This is a genomic window from Motilibacter aurantiacus (assembly GCF_011250645.1).
Classification (GTDB): domain Bacteria; phylum Actinomycetota; class Actinomycetes; order Motilibacterales; family Motilibacteraceae; genus Motilibacter_A; species Motilibacter_A aurantiacus.
Genome location: NZ_JAANNO010000008.1, coordinates 15,894 through 38,417 on the forward strand (window position 1 = coordinate 15,894; position 22,524 = coordinate 38,417).

23 protein-coding genes are annotated in these 22,524 nt (G+C 73.8%); 13 read left to right on the forward strand and 10 right to left on the reverse strand.

Features of this window, described 5'->3' with window-relative positions; translation table 11 throughout:
• Window positions 1–190: 190 nt before the first annotated feature.
• Window positions 191–607, reverse strand: coding sequence for an ATP-binding protein (locus G9H72_RS14490; protein ID WP_166172309.1), 417 nt, complete (start codon window positions 605–607; stop codon window positions 191–193).
• Window positions 608–724: 117 nt separating this feature from the next.
• Between G9H72_RS14490 and G9H72_RS14495 the strand changes: the two genes are divergently transcribed.
• From G9H72_RS14495 to G9H72_RS14505, 3 genes are all read left to right on the forward strand, one after another.
• Entirely contained in the window at window positions 725–1,018 is a 294-nt protein-coding gene (locus tag G9H72_RS14495) for a putative quinol monooxygenase (protein WP_166172311.1), read from the forward strand.
• Window positions 1,019–1,025: 7 nt separating this feature from the next.
• The gene (locus G9H72_RS14500) at window positions 1,026–1,229 is read left to right on the forward strand and encodes a hypothetical protein (RefSeq protein ID WP_166172312.1); all 204 of its coding nucleotides are present in this window, start codon (window positions 1,026–1,028) and stop codon (window positions 1,227–1,229) included.
• An 88-nt stretch (window positions 1,230–1,317) separates the two neighbouring features.
• Complete coding sequence (locus tag G9H72_RS14505; protein ID WP_166172314.1) at window positions 1,318–2,118, forward strand: hypothetical protein; 801 nt, start codon at window positions 1,318–1,320, stop codon at window positions 2,116–2,118.
• A gap of 6 nt (window positions 2,119–2,124) precedes the next feature.
• Here G9H72_RS14505 and G9H72_RS14510 read toward each other — a convergent pair whose 3' ends face one another.
• Complete coding sequence (locus G9H72_RS14510; RefSeq protein WP_166172316.1) at window positions 2,125–2,439, reverse strand: helix-turn-helix domain-containing protein; 315 nt, start codon at window positions 2,437–2,439, stop codon at window positions 2,125–2,127.
• Window positions 2,436–3,011, reverse strand: coding sequence for a DUF6597 domain-containing transcriptional factor (locus tag G9H72_RS14515; RefSeq protein ID WP_166172318.1), 576 nt, complete (start codon window positions 3,009–3,011; stop codon window positions 2,436–2,438). Before G9H72_RS14515 ends, G9H72_RS14510 begins: the two co-directional genes overlap by 4 nt.
• 34 nt (window positions 3,012–3,045) lie before the next feature.
• Here G9H72_RS14515 and G9H72_RS14520 point away from each other — a divergent pair, with 34 nt between their 5' ends.
• The 4 genes from G9H72_RS14520 (at window position 3,046) to G9H72_RS14535 (ending at window position 8,124) form a co-directional block, all read left to right on the forward strand.
• Entirely contained in the window at window positions 3,046–3,534 is a 489-nt protein-coding gene (locus G9H72_RS14520) for a VOC family protein (RefSeq protein WP_166172320.1), read from the forward strand.
• Window positions 3,535–3,562: 28 nt separating this feature from the next.
• Window positions 3,563–4,381, forward strand: a complete 819-nt coding sequence (locus G9H72_RS14525) for an Fpg/Nei family DNA glycosylase (RefSeq protein ID WP_166172322.1) — start codon at window positions 3,563–3,565, stop codon at window positions 4,379–4,381.
• Window positions 4,382–4,501: 120 nt separating this feature from the next.
• A complete protein-coding gene (locus G9H72_RS14530; protein ID WP_166172324.1) occupies window positions 4,502–6,937 on the forward strand; it encodes a HelD family protein in 2,436 nt (811 codons plus the stop codon).
• Between the two features lie 50 nt (window positions 6,938–6,987).
• Entirely contained in the window at window positions 6,988–8,124 is a 1,137-nt protein-coding gene (locus G9H72_RS14535) for a geranylgeranyl reductase family protein (protein WP_166172326.1), read from the forward strand.
• A gap of 54 nt (window positions 8,125–8,178) precedes the next feature.
• Here the strand turns inward: G9H72_RS14535 and G9H72_RS14540 are convergent, their stop codons facing one another.
• Both G9H72_RS14540 and G9H72_RS14545 read right to left on the reverse strand, forming a co-directional pair.
• Window positions 8,179–10,005 carry a family 43 glycosylhydrolase gene (locus G9H72_RS14540; RefSeq protein ID WP_166172328.1) on the reverse strand — a complete coding sequence of 609 codons (1,827 nt, stop codon included), beginning with the start codon at window positions 10,003–10,005 and terminating at the stop codon, window positions 8,179–8,181.
• A gap of 143 nt (window positions 10,006–10,148) precedes the next feature.
• The gene (locus G9H72_RS14545; RefSeq protein WP_166172330.1) at window positions 10,149–10,892 is read right to left on the reverse strand and encodes an ArsR/SmtB family transcription factor; all 744 of its coding nucleotides are present in this window, start codon (window positions 10,890–10,892) and stop codon (window positions 10,149–10,151) included.
• Between the two features lie 115 nt (window positions 10,893–11,007).
• Here G9H72_RS14545 and G9H72_RS14550 point away from each other — a divergent pair, with 115 nt between their 5' ends.
• The 4 genes from G9H72_RS14550 to G9H72_RS14565 are packed head-to-tail and all read left to right on the forward strand — an operon-like array spanning window position 11,008 to window position 15,601.
• A complete protein-coding gene (locus G9H72_RS14550; RefSeq protein ID WP_166172332.1) occupies window positions 11,008–12,249 on the forward strand; it encodes an MFS transporter in 1,242 nt (413 codons plus the stop codon).
• Window positions 12,250–12,253: 4 nt separating this feature from the next.
• Window positions 12,254–13,150, forward strand: coding sequence for a S1C family serine protease (locus tag G9H72_RS14555; RefSeq protein WP_166172334.1), 897 nt, complete (start codon window positions 12,254–12,256; stop codon window positions 13,148–13,150).
• Window positions 13,151–13,206: 56 nt separating this feature from the next.
• Window positions 13,207–14,703: a glucoamylase family protein gene (locus G9H72_RS14560; protein WP_331272318.1), complete on the forward strand. Its 1,497-nt coding sequence runs from the start codon at window positions 13,207–13,209 to the stop codon at window positions 14,701–14,703.
• Window positions 14,704–14,761: 58 nt separating this feature from the next.
• Window positions 14,762–15,601, forward strand: coding sequence for an alpha/beta hydrolase family protein (locus G9H72_RS14565; protein WP_166172336.1), 840 nt, complete (start codon window positions 14,762–14,764; stop codon window positions 15,599–15,601).
• Between the two features lie 215 nt (window positions 15,602–15,816).
• Here the strand turns inward: G9H72_RS14565 and G9H72_RS14570 are convergent, their stop codons facing one another.
• The 3 genes from G9H72_RS14570 to G9H72_RS14580 are packed head-to-tail and all read right to left on the reverse strand — an operon-like array spanning window position 15,817 to window position 18,112.
• Window positions 15,817–17,082 (reverse strand): low temperature requirement protein A, encoded by a 1,266-nt coding sequence (locus G9H72_RS14570; protein ID WP_166172338.1) that lies wholly within the window; start codon window positions 17,080–17,082, stop codon window positions 15,817–15,819.
• The gene (locus tag G9H72_RS14575; protein ID WP_166172340.1) at window positions 17,079–17,771 is read right to left on the reverse strand and encodes an SDR family NAD(P)-dependent oxidoreductase; all 693 of its coding nucleotides are present in this window, start codon (window positions 17,769–17,771) and stop codon (window positions 17,079–17,081) included. The genes G9H72_RS14570 and G9H72_RS14575 overlap by 4 nt, the downstream gene beginning before the upstream one ends.
• A 41-nt stretch (window positions 17,772–17,812) precedes the next feature.
• On the reverse strand, window positions 17,813–18,112 hold the full coding sequence (locus tag G9H72_RS14580; protein ID WP_331272319.1) for a putative quinol monooxygenase: 300 nt from the start codon (window positions 18,110–18,112) through the stop codon (window positions 17,813–17,815).
• 169 nt (window positions 18,113–18,281) lie between these two features.
• Between G9H72_RS14580 and G9H72_RS14585 the strand changes: the two genes are divergently transcribed.
• The gene (locus G9H72_RS14585; protein ID WP_166172345.1) at window positions 18,282–18,926 is read left to right on the forward strand and encodes a TetR/AcrR family transcriptional regulator; all 645 of its coding nucleotides are present in this window, start codon (window positions 18,282–18,284) and stop codon (window positions 18,924–18,926) included.
• A 163-nt stretch (window positions 18,927–19,089) separates the two neighbouring features.
• Here the strand turns inward: G9H72_RS14585 and G9H72_RS22470 are convergent, their stop codons facing one another.
• Together G9H72_RS22470 and G9H72_RS14590 are read right to left on the reverse strand one after the other, a co-directional pair.
• Entirely contained in the window at window positions 19,090–19,224 is a 135-nt protein-coding gene (locus tag G9H72_RS22470; protein WP_269205270.1) for a hypothetical protein, read from the reverse strand.
• Between the two features lie 460 nt (window positions 19,225–19,684).
• Entirely contained in the window at window positions 19,685–20,176 is a 492-nt protein-coding gene (locus tag G9H72_RS14590) for a hypothetical protein (RefSeq protein ID WP_166172347.1), read from the reverse strand.
• Window positions 20,177–20,435: 259 nt separating this feature from the next.
• On the opposite strand from G9H72_RS14590, the gene G9H72_RS14595 reads away from it, so the two are divergent.
• On the forward strand, window positions 20,436–22,049 hold the full coding sequence (locus G9H72_RS14595) for a Calx-beta domain-containing protein (protein WP_166172349.1): 1,614 nt from the start codon (window positions 20,436–20,438) through the stop codon (window positions 22,047–22,049).
• Window positions 22,050–22,524 lie beyond the last annotated feature (475 nt).

The window sequence follows — 22,524 nt, forward strand, 5'->3', positions numbered from 1 at the left end:
CGGCACCGGCGAGATCTCCGCCAGTGTGGGGTCGGTCTCGGCGAGCGCGCGTGCGACCGCCGACGGGGTCGCTCAGGCCCAGCTCGCCGCGGAGGAGCTCACCCGGATGTCGGCCGAGCTGCAGGGCCAGGTGGCCCGCTTCACCGTCTGACCCGCGTACGCGTGCCGCTCCGGCGCCCGGGCCCTCGGCTCAGGGGCCGGAGCCGTTCGCGGCGTCGAGCTCGAACCACACGTCCTTGCCGCTGTCCGCGGAGATGTCCGAGCCCCAGCGGGTGGCCAGCGTCTCCACGAGCCACAGCCCCCGGCCGCTCTCGGCCTCGGGCGCGGCCCGGCGGGGCGCGGGCAGCGGCGCCCGCCCGGCGTCGTTCACCTCGACCCGGATGAGACCCGCCCGGCGCCGGGCGGTCACCGAGATCTGGCCCCGGCCGTGGCGTACGGCGTTGCCGGTGATCTCCGAGACCAGCAGCGCCGCGACCTCGATGACCTCCGGCGGGGTGGACCAGTCGCGCAACGTGCTGGTGAGGAAGCGACGGGCCGCGCCCGCGGACGCCGGCTCGGCGGGCAGGCGCACGCCGACGGGCGTCACGTCGGGCAGGTCGCAGCTCACGCGGTCTGGGCTACCCGGCGCTGCTCGCGCCCAACGCACCGGCTCGGGCGCCCGCTGCTGTCGACCGCGTCACACCCCCGCCCGCGGCCGTGGCGCCGTCGCGGCGAGGATGGCCGCATGTTCGCGATCGCGGTCCGCTTCGACCTGCACGACACCGCCGCCGCCGAGCGGTTCGACGAGCTCGTGGCGCTGACCGTCCCCGGCATCCGGGCCGAGGAGCCCGGGACGCTCGTCTACACCCCGCACCAGGTGCGGGACGAGCCGCTCGCCCGGCTGTTCTACGAGGTCTACCGCGACGAGCAGGCCCACGCCGCCCACGAGGCCCGCCCGGCGACGGCGGCCTTCCTCGAGCAAGTCCGCGGGCTGACCCGGCAGCTGCGGGTGGAGCTCCTGGCCGACCTGCCGTCATGATGCCGTTGTGACGGCAGAAGACGAGGTCATGCGTCGCGCGATGGCCGCGGCCGAGGAGCGCCTCGCGGCCCGCGAGCACGACGTCCAGGAGCGGCTGCACGCGCTGGCCGACCGGTTCCCCGACCCCCAGCAGGCCCACGACTCGGCGAGCGCGCTGTCGGCCCGGGCCGACCGCCACCTGGCCCGTGCCGAGGAGCTGCGCGGCGCCTGAGCCGGGCGCGACCCGTTCGGGCCTACCGGGCGCGTCCTCCGGGAGCCGATGAAGGCACCCGGGGGAATCGCTCGGAGGGGGAGACGACGTGACTGCCAGCTCGTGGGACACACCGGAGCAGGCGCTGGGCCCGGCGGCGTGGGAGGCCTTGCTCGCCGCCCGGACGGTGGACCTCGCGGTGCTCGTCGAGGTGCTGGGGGACGCGCTGCTCGAGCACGTCCGCTCGCCGATGCTGCACCGCGCGGCCGACGACGCCGTGCGCCTGCGCCTCACCGCGCTGGCCGCCGGCGGGCGGCGCCGCCGTGACGCCGCTCCGGAGGAGCTGGCCGAGCTGCGCCGCCACGCCGACGCCGCGGCGCAGAAGCTGCGGACGGCGCTGGACCGGCTGACCGACGCCCGTGGGCAGGAGATGGAGCCGGCCGCCCACGCGGTGGCGGTCCTCACCGGGGGCGAGCCGGCCGCCGCATGCGTCGCCGCCCAGGCCGCCCTGCGCACCACCGAGGTGGTGTACGTGGCGCTCGACGCGATGGGCCTGCGCGGCCTCGACCCGGTCGAGGTGCTCGCCCTGGTCCGGGCCGGCATCGCCGTCCCGCGGGCGCTCACGCTGGCCGAGCTGCTGTCGAGCCGGCGCTGGTGGCCGAAGCGGCTGCGCGAGTTCGCCCTCGCGGGCGTCGCGGCGGGCGGCGACCCCACGGCCTACGTCGCGTGCATGGACGACCTGGCGTACGCCCAGCTGTCCACCTGGCAGCAGCGGGCCGCGCTAGAGCTGCTCGGCGGCCCGGGCTCGCGCTTCGGCCTGGACGGCACCGCCGCGGCCGCCGAGGTGCGCGGCATCGAGTACGTGCCCCGCCAGCGCGTGGGCGGCACCGCGCGCGGCCTGGCCGGCTGAGCGCGCTCAGGCCGGGACGGCCGCCCGCGCCCGGCGCAGGTAGAGCCCGGGCGTGACGCCCACCGCGGCGCGGAAGTCGCGGCTGAAGTGCGCCTGGTCGTTCCACCCCAGCCGCGCGGCGAGCCCCGCCAGGTCCCGGGCCTGTCCGGCGTCGATGGCGGCGACCGCGTCCTGCAGCCGGTAGCGGGCCAGCACGGCCTTGGGCGGCACCCCGACGTACGCCGCGAAGAGCCGCTGCAGGGAGCGGACGCCCAGCCCCGCCCGGGCCGCCACCGCGTCCACCCTGACCAGCCCGGGGTCGTGCACCATCTCGGCGATCACGTCCTGGAGCAGGGCGTACGCGTCGTCGGGCTCCGGGCGAGCGGGGCGAGCGCCGCGTCGAGCACGGCGGCGCGCCCGTCGTCGGTGCCCTGCGCGAGCACCTCGCGCACGAGGCGGGCGGGGTCGAGGCCGCGTACGCCCTCGAGCCGGCGCACGGAGTCGCGGTGGGGCAGCCGGCCGCTGAAGGCCGCGAACCCGCCGGGCCGGAACTTGAACGCGCTGACACCGCCCGATCCGCGCAGGTCGACGGCGAAGCGCCGGGTGACGACGCCGTGCACGAGCGCGGCCGGCAGGTCGACGCCGAACCGGCGCGCCGTGCCGGTCTCGACCGTGAGGTTGACGCAGGGGTGGCTCAGCACCTCCGCGCGGGCGGCCCGCGGGGCGGGCAGGTCCCAGGAGACGGACCAGTACTGCTCCACGTAGGGGGCGAGCGGCTCCGACACGTCCGGCACCCGGCGCAGCCCCGCGACCGCGGCGGTCTCGTCGGGCCGCAGCACGCCCTTGCGGCTGGCGGTCCGCGCCCACGGCCCGCTGCTCATCGCGGGCCGCCCGGCGGTGTCGCGTTCGTGCAAGACGGCACCGCGGGAGTCTAGGCACAGTGCGGTCATGAGCATCGAGAACGGGAAGCCCGACGGCTACACGACCCTCACGCCGTTTCTCGTCTGCGCGCCGGCGGCGAAGGCGATCGAGTTCTACCAGCAGGTGTTCGGCGCCACCGTGGTCAACCGGATGGACGCGCCCGACGGCACGGTCCCGCACGCGGAGCTGGACTTCGGGGACGGGCGGCTGCAGCTGGGGGACCCGTCGGATCAGTTCGGCCTGGAGGCGCCGACGTCCGGCCCGGCCCGGGACCGCGTCAGCGGCTCGACCTGCATCTACGTCAGTGACGTGGACGCCGTGACCGAGAAGGCGGTGGCCGCGGGCGCCGTGCTGCGCGAGCCGCCGACGACGTTCGTGACCGGCGACCGGTTCGCCTCGGTCTACGACCCGTTCGGGCACCGCTGGGCGGTCATGACGCGGGTGGAGGACGTGAGCCCGCAGGAGGCGGAGCGCCGGCTCGCGGAGTGGGCGGCGGGTGGCGGGCTGGGCGGCTGAGGCGGGGCTTCGCACCTACACTCGCCCGGTGCCGGAGCTGCCCGAGGTCGAGTCCGCGCGGGTGGCCATCGAGCGGGCGGGCCTGGGGCGGCGCATCGTCGAGGTCGACGACAGCGACAGGTACGAGTGCCGCCCGCACCTTCCCGGCGAGATCCGGGCCGCCCTGCTCGGCCGCCGGCTGACCGCCGCCCACCGGCGCGGGAAGTCGATGTGGTGCCAGACGTCCGACGCCGGCCCCGACCTCGGCATCCACCTGGGCATGAGCGGGCGCATCCTCATCAGCGGCCCGTCCTCGGGGCAAGGGGCCGGCGAGGTCGTCGAGGGCGGTGACTACGCCGGGCCCGCGACCGGCCGGCCCGCCCTCGACGTGTGGTTCCGCTTCACCCTGGCCTTCGCCGACGGAGGAACGCTGCGGCTGCTGGACAAGCGGCGGCTGGGGCGCGTGCGCCTCGACCCCGACCTGTCGGCCCTCGGGCCGGACGCGCAGTCCGTCGACCGGGCCGAGTTCCGCGCGCGGGTCGGGAAGGGGACGGCCCCGCTGAAGGCCCGGCTGCTCGACCAGTCGGTGCTCGCCGGGGTCGGCAACCTGCTGGCCGACCAGGCGCTGTGGCAGAGCCGGCTCGCCCCGCGTCGACCGGCCGGGGCCCTGACGGCGACCGAGCTGGACCGGCTGCACGACGAGCTGCGGGCCGCCATCGACGACGCGGTCCGCAACGGCGGCGTGCACACCGGCTCGGTGGTGGCGTACCGCAAGGCCGGGCGCCACTGCCCGCGCTGCGGGACGGAGATGGCCTGCGCCACGGTCGGTGGCCGCACCACGTGGTGGTGCCCGGCCGAGCAGCGCTGAGCCCCTGCTGGACACAAGAATACCGGCAGTTCGGCGGAATTCCAAAGCATTTGCTGCAATTCGCGCAATGGCGTCACACTGCGTCCTTCCCGCAATTGTCGACGCAGAGGAAGGCGCATCGTGCTCGAGGACGAGCTCGCCGCGGAGCAGGCGCACGTGGACCGGGCGTACGCGCAGCTGGACGCCGAGCGCGCCCGCGCCGACGAGCGGGCCCGCCGGTCGTCCGCCCTCCCGGCACGCAGCGGCCCGGAGCTGCTGGACCGCGACGCGGCGCTGGCCGCGGCCCGCGCCCGGCGTGCCGCCCTCGACGCGGCCGAGGAGGGGCTCTGCTTCGGCCGCATCGACACCGTCGACGGGCGCCGACACCACATCGGCCGGGTCGGCCTGCGCGACGACCGGGACGGGGAGCCCCTGTTGCTGGACTGGCGAGCCCCGGCGGCCCGGCCGTTCTACGTCGCGACCCCTGCCGCTCCGGAGGGGGTCGTGCGCCGGCGGTCCATCGGCACGCGGCGGCGGCGCGTCATCTCCGTCAACGACGAGCTGCTGGGCCCGGGCGCTGCTGGTGCCAGGGACGAAGGGCTGGTCGGCGAGGCGGCGCTGATGGCCGCGGTGACCGCCGGCCGGTCGGGGCGGATGCGCGACATCGTCGCCACGATGCAGCGCGAGCAGGACGAGGCGGTGCGCTCCGCCGACGCGGGCGCCCTCGTCGTCCAGGGCGGGCCCGGGACCGGAAAGACGGCGGTCGCCCTGCACCGGGCCGCGTACCTGCTCTACACCCGGCCCGAGCTCGCCCGCCGCGGCGTGCTCGTCGTCGGCCCGAGCGCGGCGTTCCTCTCCTACGTGAGCGACGTCCTGCCCGGGCTCGGCGAGGCCAACGCGGTGCTCGCCACCGTGGGGGACCTGTTCCCCGGCGTCACCGCATCCTCGGACGAGCGACCCGACGTGGCCGAGGTCAAGGGCCGGCCGGCCATGGCGGACGTGGTGGCCGCCGCGGTGCGCGACCGCGAGGGTGCCCCGTCGTCGGTGACGGTCGAGCACGAGGGCGACGAGCTCTGCCTGTCGGCCGGCTTCCTGGCCGCGGCCGTCGCTGCGGCGCGGGCCACCCGGCTCCCGCACAACGAGGCGCGCGCCTGCTTCGTCCGGCGTGTGGTCGCCGAGCTGGCCGAGCAGGGCGCGCAGCTGCGCCGCCGCCGGCTCGACGCCCTCGAGGAGGGGCTGGAGGCCGAGCTCGCCTGGCTCGACCGGCTCGTCGCCGAGGACCTGGCCGGCCTGCCCGTCGTCGCCGTCGAGGAGGGCCTCACGGACGAGCCGCCGGGGCCGGACGAGCTCGCCCGGCTGGGCCGCGAGCTGCTCGCCTCCCCACGGGTGCGCGCCGCCCTGGACCGGCTCTGGCCCGTCCTCACCCCCCAGCAGCTGCTCGCGAGCCTCTTCGCGGACCGCGACCGGCTCGACACCGCTGCTGCGGCGCTGCCGGCCGCGGACCGGGCGCTGCTCGCGCGGCCTGCCGGCAGCCGCTGGACCGCGGCTGACGTGCCGCTGCTCGACGAGGCCGCCGAGCTGCTCGGGGAGGACCGGGCAGCGGCCCGGGCCCGCGCGGGCCGGGAGCACGCGCGGCAGGTGGAGTACGCGCGCGAGGTCCTGCAGATCGCCGGCTCCGGGCCGCTGGACGAGGACGACCCGGCCGTGCCGATCGGCACGGTCGACGCCGAGCAGCTCGCCGAGCGCCACGCCGAGGCGGACCTGCGCACGCCGGCCGAGCGGGCGGCGGCGGACCGCACCTGGGCGTACGGGCACGTGGTCGTCGACGAGGCGCAGGAACTCTCACCGATGGCTTGGCGACTGCTGCTGCGCCGCTGTCCCACCCGCTCGTTCACCCTCGTCGGGGACATGGCGCAGGCGCACGCCCCCGGTGCCGCCGGGACGTGGCAGGAGGCGCTGACCTCGCACTTCGGCAGCCGGTGGCGAGAGCGGCGGCTCTCGGTGAACTACCGCACCCCGCGCGAGACGATGGACGTCGCGGTACGGGTCCTGGCGCTGACCGGCGCGGAGGGGCTCGCCCCGCGCTCCATCCGCAGCTCGGGCACGCCGCCGTGGCGCCGGGAGCTGCCCGCCGCCGACCTGGCGAGGGCCGCGGCGGAGTGGGCCGCGAACGGGCCACGGCGCGGGGAGGGCCGGCGGGCCGTCGTCGGGGCGGACGGGCGGCTGGCGCAGGTCGCGGCAGCGGTCGCCCGGGCGGTGCCGGGGGCGTCCTCCGGGCCGGTGCCCGACCTGCGCGCCGAGGTGGTGGTGCTGTCCGTCGCCCAGGCCAAGGGCCTCGAGTTCGACGACGTCCTGATCGTCGACCCCGCGGCGATCCTCGAGGGGCCGCGGGGCGCCAACGACCTCTACGTCGCGCTGACGCGCACGACGGGCACGGTCGGGATCCTGCACGCGCCTCCCGTGCCGCCGGTCCTCGCGCAGGTGCGCCGCGAGGCGCGAGGCCTGGTGCGGCGGCCGGCGCGGTGCACGGCACCGCGCCGGAGGGGTGCCGGCTCTGCGGAGGGCCCTGCCGGCTGACCCACCCGTCGCGCCCCGCCCCCCGCACGGCCGCCGGATAGCCTCCCCGGATGACTAGGGCCGGCACGCAGTGGGACGTCGCGGTGGTCGGCGCCGGCCCGGCGGGGGCGACGGCCGCCTGGGCGGCGGCGACGGCCGGGGCGCGGGTCGTCCTGCTCGAGCGGAGCACGCTCCCGCGCTACAAGACCTGCGGCGGCGGCATCACCGGCACCTCCCTCCGCAGCCTCCCGGCGGGCCTGCAGCTCCCGGCCAGGGACACGATCCGCGAAGCGGTGTTCGCCCATGACGGTCACCGGGAGCGCGCCCGCAGCTTCCAGGAGCCCCTGCTGCGCATGGTCTTCCGCGACGAGCTGGACGCCGCGCTGGTCGCCGCGGCCCAGGAGGCCGGCGTCGAGCTCCGGCAGCGGACGCTGGTACGCGGCGTCGAGGAGACCGCCGCGGGCCCCGTCCTGCGCACGGACGGCGGCGACGTCCTCGCCCGCGCCGTGGTCGGCGCGGACGGCAGCGCCAGCCGCATCGGCCAGCACGTCGGCGTCGTCTGCGACCAGGTCGACCTGGGGCTCGAGGTGGAGGTCGAGGCGGGGGCCCGGGCGGAGGAGTGGGCGGGCCGCGTCCACCTGGACTGGGGCCCGGTCCCGGGGTCCTACGGCTGGGTCTTCCCGAAGGGCGACACGCTGACCGTGGGCGTCATCGCAGCGCGCGGCAGGCCCGCGGAGACCCGCGACTACCTCACGGCCTACCTGCGCCGGCTCGGGCTCGCCGCCGCGCCGGTGACCCGCGACTCCGGCCACCTCACCCGGTGCCGCGCTCCCGGGTCCCCCCTGCGGCGGGGGAGCGTCCTCGTCGCCGGGGACGCCGCGGGGCTGCTCGAGCCGTGGACCCGGGAGGGCATCTCGTTCGCCCTGCGCTCGGGCCGGCTCGCGGGGGAGGCGGCGGCGCGGCTGGCGGCGGGCGAGCCGGGCCCGGCGTACGAGGGCCTGGTCGAGGCCGAGCTCGGAGCCGAGATGGCGGCGGGGCGGCGCTGCCTGCGCCTGTTCGAGCGGCGCCCGGGGCTGGTGCACGCCGCGATCTCGCGCACCGGCCGGGGCGCCGCGGCCTTCGCGCGGATCAGCCGCGGTGAGACCACCCTCGCGCGGGCGCTCGGCCACCGCGGGGTCGCGCCGGCGGTCGGCCTGCTGGCCCGCTGACGGCACCGGCCCCGCGTCCGAGGACGCGGGGCCGGCAGCCGGAGGAGCCGGCGGTCAGCGGACGTCGACCGCGTCGATCTCGGCGTAGAACGAGACCCGGGTCAGCGTGACGGTGTTCCAGCCGCGCTTGAGCCGGACCTCGTGGTCGACGGTCGACCAGTTGCCCCAGCGCGTGTGCGGCAGCTGGACGATGCCCTCGTCGCGGCCGTTGACCGTGACCCGGTCCGTGGCCTCGATGAGGTAGCCGCCACGCTCGGAGCCGTTGGAGTACGTGATGCCGAGCGTCGTGTCGCCGGACTCTGCGGCGTGCACCCGCAGCGTCACCGAGCTGTCGTCGAAGTCGAGCCCGCCCACCACGGCACCGCCGGACGCGCTGCCGTCCGTGCGCACCCGCGCCCGGTTGATGACGCCGGACTCGGCCTCGTAGCGGGTGCCCTGCGGCGCGGCGGCCGGGACGGGCACCGGCGACGGGTCGGGCAGCGCGTCGTACACGTCCACCGAGTCGATCTCGGCGAAGTAGGTGCCGCGGGTCAGGGTGACGGTGTTCCAGCCCTGGCGCAGCTGCACGCGCTGCTCGTTCAGCTGCCAGTTGCCCCAGGTGGTGTGCCAGAAGCTGACCGTGCGGGACTGGCCGTTGACGGTCAGCCGGTCCGTCGACACGACCCGCCGGTTGCCGTCGGTCGAGCCGTTGGCGAAGCGGATGCCCAGCGTCTTCGGCCCGGCCGTGTCGGCCCACACCTGCAGCGTCACCGAGCTGTCGGCGAAGTCCATGCCGCCGACCTTGGACAGGCCGGACGCGCTGGTGTCGCCGACCGCGCGCGCGTTGGCGAGGACGCCGTCCTCGGCCTGGTAGCGCCGGGACGCGGCCTCGACCGACGGGACGCCGTTCGCGTCGTAGTTCACGTAGCTGACGTACATCGCGCGGTAGGTGTAGGTCGGGTCCCAGCCGTGGAACACGATGGCCGTACGCCCGTCGCGCCGGGTGAAGACGTCCTGGCCGCCGGGGCCGCGGACGTCGCCCTGGAAGCGGTCGCTCGTGAGCAGCTCGGTCTTGGACTTGGTGTACGGCCCGGTCAGGCTGGTCGAGGTGGCGTAGCCCGTGCGGTAGTTGCCGCCGTAGAAGTCGTTGGCCGAGTAGTACAGGTAGTACGTGCCCGCGTGCTTGACGAGCGTCGGGGCCTCGACGACGGCGCCCTCCCACGGCTGGTCGTTGCGGATCAGCGGGGTCGGCGGGCCGGTGACCGTGCGGCCGTTCGCGGCCAGCGGCTGGATGTAGAGCCGTGCCGGCAGGTTGCAGCAGTTGCCGTCGGACTTCCAGAGCAGGTAGAGCTGCCCGTTCTCGGCGTAGGTTCCGGCGTCGATCGCGCCGCCCTCCGCGGCGGGGCAGACCAGCGGCCCCTCGCCGACCGGGACGAACGGCCCGTTCGGCGACGTGGCCACCGAGACGCCGATGCACTGGCGCTGCGAGGCCCGGTCCCGGGCGGTGTAGTAGAGGGCGTACCCGCCCTCGACCTTCGCCACCTCGGGCGCCCAGACGCAGCGGTCGGTGGCGCCGCCCGGGGTGAAGCTGCACTCGCCGACCCAGGCGCCGAGCGTGGGGGCGGCGTCGGGCTGCGCGGTCCAGTTGCGCAGGTTCTTCGAGGTCTGGTGCTGGACGTTCTGGCCGTCCGAGTTGGTCGCGTAGGCGTGGTAGACGCCATCGACGAGCAGGATGTCGGGGTCGGCGAAGTTGCGGTCGATCTGCGGCTCGATCGAGAGCCGCGAGCCGTCCTCGAGCTTCGGCGCAGCGGCCGCGGACTCGACGGACACGGGTGCGATCAGCCCGAGCGCGAGCACCGCGCCCCCGATCGCGGCGCGCAGGCGGCGCGGGAAGTTGGCCACTGGGTCCCTTTCGACGGTGAAAGCTCGAACCACGCCAAGACTTGGCGAGAGGCAGGGTGCGCGTTTCGAGAAGGCAGAGTCAAGAGCTTCTCGTGAACGTTCCCACCTGCGGGCACCGCGGTGGCCTGAGCGTGTGCGCTCGGCTACGGGACGGGGCGGAACCCGGGCACCAGCACGGGCAGCCGCTCCCGGCCGCGAGCCGTGATCGTCAGCTCCCGGGAGCCGGGCCGGGTGGCCACCAGCTCCTGCGCGAGCAGGCTGGACAGGACCGCGGCCCCCAGCGCGCCCCCGAGGTGGGGTACGCGGTGGCTGCGGTCGAGGCAGGCGGTCGCTGCCTTGCGCCGCCCCGCGTCCAGCCGCCCCGCGTCCAGCCGCGCCGGCTCCACGCCGAGCTCGGCCAGCGCGCTGAGGTCACCGCCGAGGGCGAGCTCGTCGCCGGCGCCGTCCGGCTGGCCCAGCGCCCCGCGGTCGACGAGCAGCCGCAGCACCGCCACCCCGAGCCGGCCGGCGAGGTGGTCGTAGCACGTGTGGGCGATGTCGGCAGGGCCGGGCGCACGGACGCCCGGGGCGGCGCCCGCGGCATGGGCGTAGGCCGCCAGGGCCTCCAGCAGCGGCGGCAGCTGGGGGCGCCCGACCCGGTAGACCGCGTGCCGGCCGCTCCGCTCGACGCTCACCAGCCCGGCGGCCCGCAGCCGCCCGAGGTGGTTGCCCAGCCGTGACGGGCTGACCGCGAGCGCGTCGGCGAGCTGGCTGAGCGTGTGCGGCCCCTCGGCCGCGAGCAGCTGCAGTGCGGTGAGCCGCAACGGGTCCGCGAGCTCGGCGGCGAGGCCGGTCATGGCGGCGAGCACCGGGTTGCCGGGGTCGTCCCAGGGCCGCTGAGTGGTCATCCTCGCCTCCTTCCCCACAGGGTAGCCACACTTCAGAGATGGCTGAATGGTGGTTGCGGGCGGCGCCGCTGCGGTCTACCGTTACCTTTCAGGATGTCCTGAAGGGTGATCGGGTATGAGGAGCAGCGCCGACGTCGCCCTCCGGCGGCTGCTGTGGGGCCGGGCGGTGTCGGCGGTCGGGGACGGGCTCTGGTTCACCGTCTGGGCGCTCTACTTCAGCCGGGTGCTGGACCTGCCCGCTGCCGTCGTCGCGCTCGGCATGGGCGTCGCGGCCGCGGCCGGGCTGCTGGCCGCCGTCCCGCTGGGCGCGCTGGGGGACCGGCACGACCCGGCCCGCGTCCTGCTCGCGGTGACGCTGGGCCGGGCCGTCGCGATGGCGGCCTACCTCCTCGTCGAGGGGGCCGTCGCGTTCGTCGCCGTCACCAGCGCCTTCGTCGGCCTGGCCAACGGCAGCAGCGCCCTGCGCACCGCCATCGTCGCGGGCCTCGTGGCCGACAACACGGCCCGCGTGCGCGCGCTGTCGGCCCAGCGCGTCGCCCAGCACGCCGGCATCGCCGCCGGAGCCGGGCTCGGCGCCCTCGTCCTCGCCGTCGACACGCCGGGGGCGTACCGGCTGGCCGTGCTGGCCACCGCGGTCAGCCAGCTGGCCCTGGCCGCCCTGACCGCGACGCTGCCGGCGGTGCCCATCGCGGGCACCCGGCCCGTGCGGGCGCGCGTGGTGCTCGCCGACCGGCCGTACCTCGCCGTCGTGGGCGTGACCGCCGTGCTGTCGCTGTGCTGGGCGATGCTCTCGGCCGGCCTGCCGCTCTGGGTCGCCGGCTCCACCGAGCTGCCGCTCGCGCTGTCCGGGGCCGTCGTCGTGCTCAGCTCGGCCGGGATCGCGGTGCTGCAACTGCCGGCGGCCCGCCTGGTGCGTACCCCCGAGCGGTCGGCCCGGGCCGCGCTGGCGTCGGCCGTGCTGCTGGCCGCCAGCTGCCTGCTGCTCGCGTCGACCGCAGGCAGGGGCGGCCTGGTCGCCGGCGGCGTGGTCGTGGTGGCGGCGGTGCTCCACGTCGCCGGCGAGGTCGGGTACGTCGCAGCCGCCTGGAGCCTGTCGGTGGCCCTCATGCGCGAGGACGCGCGCGGGGCCTACCAGGGCGCGGCCGAGTCGGCCACGGCCGCCGTGCAGGTCGTCGGGCCGGGCTTCTTCACGCTGGCCCTGAGCGAGCTGGGCGCCGGGGGCTGGGTGCTCGCGGCGGGTGTGTTCGTCCTGGCCGGCGCGTGCGTCGGGCCGGCGACCCGGCGGGCCGTGGCGTCCGCTTCGCAGCAACCCCACAGCTGCGGCGCGGGCTCCTCGCAGCTGTCGGGCCGACCGTAGAGGCATGACCGAGAGCCCTTCTGCCAGCAGCACCTCCCCCCTCCCGACCCCCACCGTCGCAGCGCCGCGAGACGGCGCGCGCCGGCGGCTCGGCGCCCTCGCCGCCGCCGGAGCGCTCTCGCTGACCGCGCTCGTCGGGGGCACGACCGGGGCCGTCCTCGTCTCCGACCTCGGGCACCGCGACACCACGGCTGCGGTCGCCTCCCCGGCCTCCGGAGCCGCTCGGGCGACGACGGTGAGCGACACCGGCACCGCGGCGTACCCGAGCCTGGCGTCGGTGGTGGCGGCGGTGTCCCCTAGCGTCGTCTCCATCACCGTGACCTCCGGCGGGTCGACGAGCGAGGGCTCGGGCGTCGTGCTCACCACGGCCGGCGACATCCTCACCAACAACCACGTCGTCGAGTCGGCCGCGCGGGGCGGCACGATCCGGGTGCAGTTCTCCGACGGCACGAGCGCGCCGGCGACGCTCGTGGGGCGGGACGCCGACAAGGACCTCGCCGTGATCTCCGCGCAGGGCGTCTCCGGCCTGACGCCGGCGACGTTCGCCGAGGCCGACGAGACCCAGGTCGGTGACGACGTCCTCGCCATCGGCAACCCGCTCGGCCTGGAGGGCTCCGTCACGTCGGGAGTAGTGTCCGCGCTCCACCGTCAGGTCGCCGACGGCGACACCGGCAACAGTGCCCTCGACGACGCGATCCAGACCGACGCCGCCATCAACCCGGGCAACTCCGGGGGCGCGCTGGTGGACACCGAGGGCAAGGTCGTCGGCATCACCACCGCGATCGCCGCGCTCTCCGAGGACTCGGGCAACATCGGCATCGGCTTCGCGATCCCCGCGGAGACCGCGCTGACGGTGGCCGAGCAGCTGATGGGCGGCACCCCGTCCACGTCGCACATCTGAGCGGCGCCGCGCCCGCCGGCAGGGCCACTGGCCATACCGGCCCGACCCAGGGCATCGTGGGTCCCACCCACACCGCCGTGGAGGACCGCATGCGCCGGATCGCCGTGCTCGTCGCCGCTCTCGCCCTGTCCGCTGCCAGCCTCGCCGGCCCGCCGGCCGCGAGCGCGGCCCCGACCGCCGAGGAGACGCTGCGCGAGTACGCGGCCGACACCTGGGCGTCGTTCGTGGCGATGACCGACGAGGAGACGGGCCTGCCGGCCGACTCCCTCGGCGTCGACGGCACGCGCAGCGTCCAGACTTCGACCACCAACATCGGCGCGTACCTCTGGAGCACGGTGGTCGCCCGGCGGCTCCGCCTCATCAGCGAGGACGAGCTCGAGCAGCGCATCGGCGTCACGCTCTCCACGCTCGAGCGGATGGAGCGGCACACCCCGAGCGGCCAGTTCTACAACTGGTACAGCATCGAGGACGGGTCGAAGCTCACGGCCTGGCCGCCGACCGGCGCGCCGCTGACGCCGATCCTCTCCTCCGTCGACAACGGCTGGCTGGCGACCGGGCTGCGGGTGGTCCGCGGCTACTCCCGCGCACTGGCCGACCGTGCGGGCGCGCTCTACGACAGCATGGACTTCGGCTTCTACTACCGGCCGGACGTCAACCGGATCCTCTTCCACTACGCGCCGGACACCGGGGACGCGCCCTGCTGCTACGACACGATCGTCAGCGAGAGCCGCATCGCCAGCTACCTCGGCATCGCCAACGGCCAGCTCCCCCAGCGCCACTACTTCGGGGCGTGGCGCACGTTCCCGGACAGCTGCGACTGGTCCTGGCAGGAGACGAAGCCGGTGGGCTTCACCCGCACCTACTTCGGCGAGACCGTCTTCGAGGGCTCGTACCCGTACGCCGGGATGCGCGTCGTCCCCGGCTGGGGCGGCAGCGCGTTCGAGGCCCTGATGCCGGCGCTGTTCGTGCCGGAGGAGAAGTGGGGCCGCAAGAGCTGGGGGCGCAACCACCCGAACACCGTGCAGGCTCAGGTCCACCACGGGATGACCGAAGCGCAGTACGGGTACTGGGGCTTCTCCCCGGCCAACGACCCGCACGGCGGCTACCGCGAGTACGGCGTCGACGCCGTCGGCCTGAGCCCGGACGGCTACACCTCCAACAACGACAGCACGCGCGTCGACAACGGCTTCGCCGGCTGCCCGAACCGCGCGACGACGTCCAACCCGCCGCCGTCGGCGTACACCCACGGGGTCGTCACCCCGCACGCGGCGTTCCTCGGGCTGCGCTGGGACCGGGAGGCCGTGCTGGACAACCTGCAGCGGCTGCGCGAGGACTTCGACGTCTACTCCGAGTGGGGCTTCGCCGACTCGGTGGACGTGCAGGACGGCACCGTCTCGCCGTTCGTCCTCTCGCTCGACCAGGGGATCATCATGGCCGCGCTCGGCAACGAGCTCGCCAACGACGTCCTGCGGCGCGCGTTCAGCGGCGACGACATGACCGAGCGGGTGCGCCCGGTCATCGCGGTGGAGGAGTTCAGCGCGACGGAGCCGTGAGCCGCGCGCGGCGCGTCGGGCGCACTAGGGTCGAGGCTCCGCGAGCAGAGGAGCCACCGTGCCCAGGACCGGCGTGGCCGCAGGAGTCCCGTACGTCGCCGAGCCGCCCGCGACCCCGCGGCCGGACGCGCCCGTCGTGCTCGTCTGGCACCTGCTGGACTCCCCGCGCACGGAGCGTGCGATGGCCGCGGCGCTGCCGCTGGACGGGCTCGACGCCTGGCGGGTCCACCTCGGCCTGCCGCTGTGCGGCTCCCGCTCCCCGGAGGGAGGGCCGGAGGCGCTCTACGCGCTCGCCGCGCAGGACATCGTGCGCAACGTCCACCGTCCGATCGCGCTCGGCGCACTGGAGGAGCTCCCGGCCGCGTACGCCGCGCTGCGCGAGCAGCTCGGGCTCGGCGCCGGGCCGGTGGCCCTGGTCGGTGGGTCCCTGGGGGCGGCCGTGGCCCAGCTGGTGCTCCTCGAGGCGGCGCCCGCGCTGGGCTCCGACGTCGCGGCGGCCGTCCTCGTCAGCCCGGTGACCCAGTTCCGCCCGGTCATCGACGTGGCGGGCCGGATGCTCGGGTTCGACTACGTGTGGGACGAGGAGACCGCGGCCTTCGCGCAGCGGCTCGACTTCGTCGCGCGGGCCACGGAGTTCCTCGACAACGGGCAGCCCCCGGTCCGGCTGCTCGTCGGCTCCGAGGACGACCTCGAGGCGTTCCTGGCCCCGGCCGAGCGGCTGCGCGACGCGCTGCAGGTGCACTACCGGGACCCCAGCAGGGTCGAGGTCGTCACCGTGCCCGGCATGGGCCATGCGCTCGCCGAGGAGCCGGGCCTGGAGCCGGCACCGCAGACCGAGGCGGCCGCGCTGGCCGACGCCCACGCGGTCGTGTGGCTGGCGCGCTTCCTCGACGCCTAGTCCTCCACGTCTTCGCAGGGGGTCGTCGCTGGTCTGCTGCTGCTGGGCCTGCCCGTCGCGCTCATCCTTGGGCGGGTCATCCGGATTTCGAGCGCCTTGGTGCTTCTTCCTGCTCAGGCGAAGACAGGTGGCGCGGCCGGGTCGCTGCATGCCGTCGTGAAGTCAGTGAGCCATTGTCAGTAACGATCATCAACTACTGGCAAAGGCTCATTGTCTTATCTCGCTGACAGCGGAGCGACGAAGCTCCTGGTGTCGACGAGCGCCTGCCCATCATGCGCGATCCGGCGGGCATCGCGTCCTGGATCCTGCTTGTCGCCGCTCACCTCGTGCGTCGTGCCTCGGTCGACCTGGTCGCGCAGCGCCACGGCGATGAGCACCGTGACGAGCGCTGCCTCAACCAGCAGTGCGGGAAGAGAGCCGCCAAGCAGACCTAGCGCCGCACACGCGGGGATCGCCACCAACCGGGTGCATCCCAAATGACGAGTGGCACGCAGGTGCAGGGCGAGCTGCGCAAGAAGGAAGAGGACCGGTCCGGCGATGACAACGATCAGCTGTGCCCTCCCCAGGGGGTCCAGCGGGTGCGCGATCACGAGTTCGTCACCAACGGCCACCAGGATGATCCCGGCGACGATCGCGACGTGGCCATACGTGTAGATGTCCCGCGCACGACCAGTACGACCCGCCTCACCGTCGAGGGATCGCTGACTGAGTTCTCGTGTGGAGGTGAAGTACAGCCACCAGAGTGCTGCCGATCCGACGAACGCGCTGATGAAGGCCGCCACGGTTCCTGCGTCCAGGTCACGTCCGGTAGTCGTCGCCCCAGTCAGGATGATCGTCTCGCCGATGGCAGCGATCACGACGAGCCCGAATCGCTCGGTGAAGTGCTCGGTGGCGATTCGCCAAGAGCCCGCCGCCAGCCGCGGTCGGCCGGGAAGCGGAAAGAGAATGCGTGGAGCGGTGTAGTCGAGGGCGAGCGCAAGCAACCACAGCCCTGCTCTCGGGCCGCCCTCGACCAGTCCGCCGGCGATCCAGAACACGCCGGCCAGCAGGAACCAGACGAGAATGCGTCCGGCCTGCTCGCGTTCGACGCTGCCGCGGTCGGCAGCCACGAACGTGAGGAAGGCGTGGCGGCCGACCTGAATCGCGAGGTAGGCGACGGCGAAGAGGAGGCCGCGCTCGCCGAAGGCCTGCGGGACAGCGATCGCCATCAGCAGGCTTCCGAGCATGAGTGCGATCAGCAGGAGGCGGACGGGATCGGTCTCCGGGTTGAGCTCGTTAGTGGCCCACGTCGTGTAGTTCCACGACCACCACACTGCGAGCAGGACGATCGCTGCCTGGCCAGCTCCCGCCCAGGTGAGGTGGCCCAGGAGGAGATGCGAGACCTGAGTGACCGCGAAGACGAACACAAGGTCGTAGAACAGCTCCAGCGTCGCGGCGCGCTGGGTTCCAGCATCGCCTCGACGCCGGAGCCGTCCGCTCACCACGGCAGGACGCCGACCCGGTCGGTCACGGTTCCGGTCGGTGTCGCCGGTCCGAGAGTGGCGATGCGCACCGCCGCCTCGGCCCCTTCTGCGACGGTCTGCCCGACGTGACCGGTGAAGTCCGTCGCCGTCTGTCCGGGGTCGACCGCGTTGAATCGGACGTCCGGAATCGTCTTCGCGTACTGCGTCGTGAGCATGGTGACTGCGCTCTTGGAAGAGCCGTACGCCGCGAGCGTGTACTGCGACTCCACCCGGGCCGGGTCGTGTGTCAGCGTGAACGACCCCATGCCGCTGGTGACGTTGACCACCGAGGGGTCGGTCCCCTTCCGGAGCAGCGGAAGGAAGGCACGTGTGACTCGAACGAGCCCGAACACGTTGGTCGCGTACACCTCGCGCAGCTGATCCGCAGTCATGTCTTCGGGAGCTGCCACCTCACCGAGGATGCCCGCGTTGTTGATGAGGATGTCCAAGTGCCCCACCTGTGCTCGTACCCTGGCCACGGCGGCCTCGACGGACCCGTCGTCCGTCACGTCCAGCGGCACGAAGTGGGCGCCGAGGCGGTCGGCCGCTTCCTGGCCGCCGGCCGCGTCACGGGCCCCGATCCAGACGGCCTGGCCCGCTTCGATCAGGCGACGGGCGACCTCGTAGCCGAGTCCGCGGTTTCCGCCGGTGATGAGAGTTGTCGTCATTCGTCTTCTAGCCTTTCTCCGGGTTCTCGTGGCTCTTCGGTTCAGGCCGTGGGGCGAAAGGGATTCAGCAAGCGGACGCCGTCCTGGATGAACCCGTCGACCAGCTCACGCATCTCCGGCACGAGCGCCGCCATCCGCGGTGCACCGGGGTGTGCCTCCAGGAGAGCGCGGCGCTCCCAGCCCTCGGAGATCACGAACGCGCCAGGCTGGCCTGCCATCTCGTGGGCCTCGTAGTCGATGTTGCCGGCGTCGTTGCGGGACGGCGTGACGGCGGCCGTGATGAACGCCTCGAGGTCGCCTTCCCGGCCGGTTTCGGCCTTCGCGTAGCAGGGGAGGGTCACGGGCCCATCGGGGGGCGCTGTCATGGGGGTCCTTCGGTCGGAGGAGATGTACGCAGCCCTCGTTACAGCTACTACCTGTAACGGAAGTGGACGCGGAGGACCCTAGCGATGCTCCCGCGTTACAGTCAAGGCCTGTAACGCAACGGGTGTGGACCACGAGGGGACGAGGATGTCCGGCAAGCGCAGCGAAGCACAGACGCCGACGAGCACCGGCGGCCGCCCACGCGACCCGGCCATCGAGGAGGCGATCATTGAATCGACGCGGATGCTGCTCGCGACGAAGGGCTACTCGTCGATGACGATCGGCGACATCGTCGCCGATGCCGGCGTGACACGACCGACGCTGTACCGGCGCTGGCCGAACAAGTACGAGCTGGTCGTCGAAGCCCTGCAACACGGGCTGCGCAAGCAACGCGAGGCGTACCCCCCCATGGACCTCGATGACCTCACCCCACGAGAAGCGGTGGTCGAGGCGGTCCGTCGAATCGACCCGCGCTTCCACAACCCTCGCGCGATGACTCTGCACGGCAACTTCATGGCCGAAGCGGAGCGCGAGCCAAGCCTGCATGCGCAGATGAGGGAGCAGGGCAACCAGCCGCGGTGCCAGGAGCTCGCCGAGGTGCTCACCGAGCTCCAACGGAGGGGCGCCGTCCACGAGGACGTGGACGTCGACATGATCGTGAGTCTGTGTTTCGGCAGCTACTTCGCCGACTTCAATCGGTACGGTCGGGAAGTGCCAGCCGACTTCGCCGAACGCGTCGTTGCCACGTTGTGGCCCGCCATCACCGCAGAGGGCGGGCCGGCGGTCGCGTGAGCCGGTGACGAACCGCATCGCGGACGTCATCCAACGCGAGCGGTGCTCCTGCTGCAGTTCGTGCGCGCCAACGCGTCGCGATCGCCGACCTGGCCATCGACAACTCCATCAGCCTCTCCACCGCCTACCGCTGCCTGCACGAGGCCCTCGATGTGGCCGCCGGTCAGGCACCGGAGCTGGCGACGTCGTCGAGCACGCTCTCGATGCCGGCCACGAGCACCTCCTGCTCGACGGCACCCTGATTCCTACCGACCGCGTCCAGCGGAACGGGGTTGGACCGCTGGTACTCGGCGCACAAACGCCACGACGGCGACGTCCAGATCGTCTGCGACCCCGGCGGCCGCCCATCGCGGGTCTCACCGGTCGAACCTGGAGCCACCCACGGCCTCACCGCAGCACGCCGCCACGTCCTACCCGCGCTTCCCCGAGCGCGGTGCAGCGCCTGCCCGTGCTGACCGACAAGGGCTACATCGGCGCCGGCGCCGGTGTTCTAGTGCCCGTTCCGCGACCTCGGAGAGGACAGGTCCTCGATCGCGCCACTCACGGGTGGAACTCCTCCCGCAACGCTGAGCGCGCCTTCGTCGAGCACGGCATCGCGCACCCCCGAAGGTTCGCTGGCGAGCCCCAGCCCGCATCACCCTCTGCCCCTGGCGCATCTCCGCCATCGTCGCCACCGCCGGTCCGCGCATCAGGCACGAGGCTGTCGCCGTTCATGCTGGTTGCTCGCCGAGAAGGAGAGGCGACGACCCTCGCGTTGCCTAGTCGAGGATCCAGGTCGAGAGTGCATTCTCCATCGCGGTGAACTGGTAGGCGCAGATCGTGAGACACATGAGGACGAGAGCGCCGAGCGTGGCGGTCTTGCCCGGTGACCGGCTCAGACGACGGCGGGCGCCGTCCTCGCGCACCGCGAGATGCAGGACCAGCGCGAGGACTCCGAGCGCCGTCAGGGGCATCAGCGGTAGCGACACGTAGCCGGCGAGCCGGCTGATGTCACTGGTGCCGGTCAGCCACTTCGGGTCGTGTCGTCCGCTCGTCAGCTCCGAGTACGGAAGCTCGTCCAGATCGTGCGCGTAGTAGGGGGCAAGCACGCCAACCACGTAGGGCAGCACGGCCAGCGCAATCACCCCGTAGAGGAGGAGGATCACGCGTGCTGTCGGCAGCTCGCCGGGAGTCGGACGGCTTGCGATGCGGCTCTGACTCTCCGATCGCTGCGCAGATCGGCGTGCCAGCTCTTCGTGCGAGCGCCTCATGTTCCCTCCTCGTCACGGTAGGAGAGACGGGACCAGCAGCCAAGGGTTCATCTGGCGAGAACTTCGGGCCTTTGCGGTTCTCCGGCGACCTCGGCTTCAGCCGGCTGGCGCGGCCGGTCCGCTCGGCGACGCCCCGCAACCTCTATGGGCATCCTGCCCGGCCAAGGTGAGCAATCGCTGCTCAGGTGCCGCGGGCCGCCCGCGGCGAGGCTTGGGCTTGCCGCCGACAGGCGGCACACCGCCTCGGAACGGAGTTCTCATGCACACCTCGCTCATCCGCCGGCGCGCCCTCGTGCTCGCGCTGCTCGGTGCGTCCGCCGCGACCGCCGTTGGTCATGCCGCGCCCGCCTCCGCCGTCGTCCCGCCCGCTAACGACCAGTTCGCCAACGCGACGGTCCTGCCGGCGTCCGACGTGTTCAGCAGCCACTGGAACGGCGACTCGACGGGCGCGGGCCTTCAAGTCGGCGAGCCCATACACGTCGGCACAGCGCCAGGGGCTTCGGTGTGGTTCCGCTACACCGCGCCCACCACCGGCCGCGTCACCCTGGTGACCACCACCGCCTGGGACAGTGCACTCGACGTCTACACCGGCGGCACCCTGACCGCGCTGAAGCAGGTGGCCTCCGATGACGATGCGACCTTCTCAGGACAGCCGTCGAAGTCGAGCCTCGTGTCCTTCACCGTAGTCAAGGGGACGACCTACTCGATCGCGCTCTCCGGCGCGAGCTCGGCCCAGGGGGCGTACTCCCTCGCGTGGCAGTCGAACGACAACTTCGCCACTGCGGCGTCCCTGCCCACTCCCACCATGGTCGCCACGACGCTGACGCAGTTCACGTACGACGCGACCGCCGAGCCGGCCGAGCCGCAGCACGCCGGCGTGGGCGGAGGGCACACGGCGTGGTACTCGTTCACCCCCTCGTACTCGGGGCAGGTGACGGTGCGCGCCGACCGCCTGACCCACTTCGCGGACGGCGTGCTCGCCGTCTACACGGGCTCCACGCTGGACGGGCTCGTGCCGACGGCGGCGAACGACGACCGCGATACCGGCAACCGCGACCCCGCCGTCTCGTTCCCCGCCTACGCCGGGACCCGCTACTACGTCGCGGTCGACGGGTACGCCGCAAGCACAGGCAAGTTCCTGCTGTCCTACGCCCAGACGCCCATCTACGCATCGATCTGGGGCGACGCCCCTGTGACGGAGGGCGACTCCGGCAGTACGCCGGCGACGGCGTACGTGAAGCTCACGCAGGCCGCGACCGTCCCGATCACCGTGCGCTGGGCGACCAGCGACGACATCGAAGCCGGCCAGGCGACAGCGGGCCAGGACTACCAGGCAGCGTCGGGCTCGGTCGTCTTCGCCCCTGGCGAGACCACCAAGCCGATCTCGCTGTCGGTGCGTGGAGACCTCAAGACCGAGCCGTCCGAGCGCTTCCGGGTGCTGCTCACGGGTGTCAGCGGAGGAGGCGCCGAGCCCTGGGGGTCGTTGAGCTACGTGAGCATCAAGGACGATGACGTCACGCCGAAGCTCACCATCACCGCTCCTGACGTCGTGGAGGGCGACCCCGGTGAGGGGAAGGTGATGCCGTTCTCGTTCACCCTGAACCAGCCGAGCAAGGTGCCCGTCTCGGTGACGTACTACACCTGGGGTGGAAGCACCGCGGTCGAGGGCGGGGACTACCTCCCGGTTGCCGGCACGCTGACCTTCGTGCCAGGACAGACGACCAAGCGCGTGGACGTCCCCATCGTCGGTGACAACACACACGAGCTCCCCGAGACCGTCGACCTGGTGGTGACCACGATCAGCGGCGCTGTCTGGCAACACCCCGGGCGGCCGTCGGGGCTCATCCTGGACGACGACATCATCTTCGGATAGCAGTCCTCGCCGAGCGGCAGGCGCCAGCTCCATGGCGCCCGCCCGCTCGGGAGAGCGCGCTCTGAGCGCTCAGCCAGCAGGTGGGCTTTCCTCGAGCACGCAAGTGTCCTGCCTGCCACGGCCATCGCCGCAGACCCGTACCGCACGTTGCGCCAAGCCGCCGCGTCGTCCGGGTCACCCGCCGGACTGACGACGTCGCCCCAGACTGCACGAGAGATACGGAGCGGCGGCATCTATGAGACAGGCGCACGCGCGGCCGGCGGCACGAGCGCGTACGCCCCGGGGTAACGACCAAGCGCCGTCGGCGTGGCGGTCGGGACGAGCGGCAGTGATCGCGTCGCGTGGCCGGCCCCCCGGACGCACGACGCCCGGACATCCGCAGGGGTGTCCGGGCGTCGTGGGCAGCTGCGAGTAGCGCCACTCTCGCTCGTGGTGACGCCCTAGGGCCGCACCAGCCCGTCCCCGACCCGTCGCC

What these genes read in the sequence shown, in the direction of transcription:
- G9H72_RS14555 (WP_166172334.1), top strand. Translation starts at nt 12,254, where the DNA reads ATGACCGAGAGCCCTTCTGCCAGCAGCACCTCCCCCCTCCCGACCCCC.
- G9H72_RS14495 (WP_166172311.1), top strand. Translation starts at nt 725, where the DNA reads ATGTTCGCGATCGCGGTCCGCTTCGACCTGCACGACACCGCCGCCGCC.
- G9H72_RS14595 (WP_166172349.1), top strand. Translation starts at nt 20,436, where the DNA reads ATGCACACCTCGCTCATCCGCCGGCGCGCCCTCGTGCTCGCGCTGCTC.
- G9H72_RS14575 (WP_166172340.1), bottom strand. Translation starts at nt 17,771, where the DNA reads ATGACGACAACTCTCATCACCGGCGGAAACCGCGGACTCGGCTACGAG.
- G9H72_RS14585 (WP_166172345.1), top strand. Translation starts at nt 18,282, where the DNA reads ATGTCCGGCAAGCGCAGCGAAGCACAGACGCCGACGAGCACCGGCGGC.
- G9H72_RS14545 (WP_166172330.1), bottom strand. Translation starts at nt 10,892, where the DNA reads ATGACCACTCAGCGGCCCTGGGACGACCCCGGCAACCCGGTGCTCGCC.
- G9H72_RS14550 (WP_166172332.1), top strand. Translation starts at nt 11,008, where the DNA reads ATGAGGAGCAGCGCCGACGTCGCCCTCCGGCGGCTGCTGTGGGGCCGG.
- G9H72_RS14520 (WP_166172320.1), top strand. Translation starts at nt 3,046, where the DNA reads ATGAGCATCGAGAACGGGAAGCCCGACGGCTACACGACCCTCACGCCG.
- G9H72_RS14535 (WP_166172326.1), top strand. Translation starts at nt 6,988, where the DNA reads ATGACTAGGGCCGGCACGCAGTGGGACGTCGCGGTGGTCGGCGCCGGC.
- G9H72_RS14590 (WP_166172347.1), bottom strand. Translation starts at nt 20,176, where the DNA reads ATGAGGCGCTCGCACGAAGAGCTGGCACGCCGATCTGCGCAGCGATCG.